Raw genomic sequence first — 979 nt, 5'->3', positions numbered from 1 at the left:
TTAAAAACTGACTACCAAGATATTCCCAAAACGGTTCACAAAGCGTTAAGTAAAATGGACAACGCGGTTATCGCCATTTGGTACCCCGTGGTCGATCGAAGCCTCAGTAATCAAATGGTTAAAGCGTTGACCGTGGGGCTAAGTCAAAGAGTCGACTGTTTTGAACTGGGCGAGCGTGCAGACAGCGAGGGCTATGGCATGACCAGTTCTGGCATGCTTGTGATTAACAGCCCGTGGGACCTCGCTCAGTCCATGAGCACCCTATTACCCGAGCTTGCCGCACAGCACAGCTTGGATGGCGAGCCACACTACCGCTGCGACACTCTAGTCGCACGCTAGGCTTGCAGATGCGGCGCACCTGCTAACGGCGTTTTTGGGCTCCAGCAAAGTACCCTTCCCCATCAAGCAGGCAGTGGCAATTAGCTCGCTAACTCCGCAAGCCACAGTAAGACTACCGCAACCTTGTCATAAAACCACTTTTTCGTGGCGACCCACCAAGAGGCTTGCTGAGATAGCTCCCAATCTTGCTGAGCTCGAGTCAGTACGTAAGCTTTTATCGCCGCCGAATCATCAGGGCTGAGCACATCCGAAAACCCAACCATGCCCGCTTTGACCAAAGCGCCATCCAATACAATCGCGTCCCACGCCTCGTAGAAGCCACTGGGTAAGTGGCGCAGATCGGGAACGCTGCCGTTACCGACGACGCCATTACCGTGACAAGGCAGACAAAAATCCATGTACAGAGTCCGCCCCTGGTCCAGCACCTGCGCGTCTTGCGTCCAAGGCTCGGGCGGCTGTGTCAGAGCCCGCGCTTCAGGCAAAGGTGGTAGCACAGCCCCAGCTCCGAGCTTAAAAGCCATTATGCGGGCTCGTTCAGGCTTAGGGCCGGGAGGAATACCCCCAGCAAGCGCCACGGCCCCGCCCCAGCTCACGGCAACGGCAATGTATTGCTCTCCGTCGATGCTGTAGGCGACAGGAG

2 protein-coding genes are annotated in these 979 nt (G+C 56.2%); one reads left to right on the top strand and one right to left on the bottom strand.

Features of this window, described 5'->3' with window-relative positions:
- Positions 1-339, top strand: a 339-nt coding sequence (rlmJ, locus tag ACTF5Z_RS12110) for a 23S rRNA (adenine(2030)-N(6))-methyltransferase RlmJ (protein WP_438985857.1), incomplete at its 5' end; no start/stop codon positions are given.
- 80 nt (positions 340-419) lie between these two features.
- Here the strand turns inward: rlmJ and ACTF5Z_RS12105 are convergent.
- A partial coding sequence (locus ACTF5Z_RS12105; RefSeq protein ID WP_438985856.1) for a c-type cytochrome occupies positions 420-979 on the bottom strand: 560 nt, incomplete at its 5' end.

Source organism: Aequoribacter sp., assembly GCF_965659035.1.
Taxonomy (GTDB): Bacteria; Pseudomonadota; Gammaproteobacteria; order Pseudomonadales; family Halieaceae; genus Aequoribacter.
Note: the sequence above shows the minus strand (reverse complement) of the source record. Positions and strands in the feature narration are given on the sequence as shown.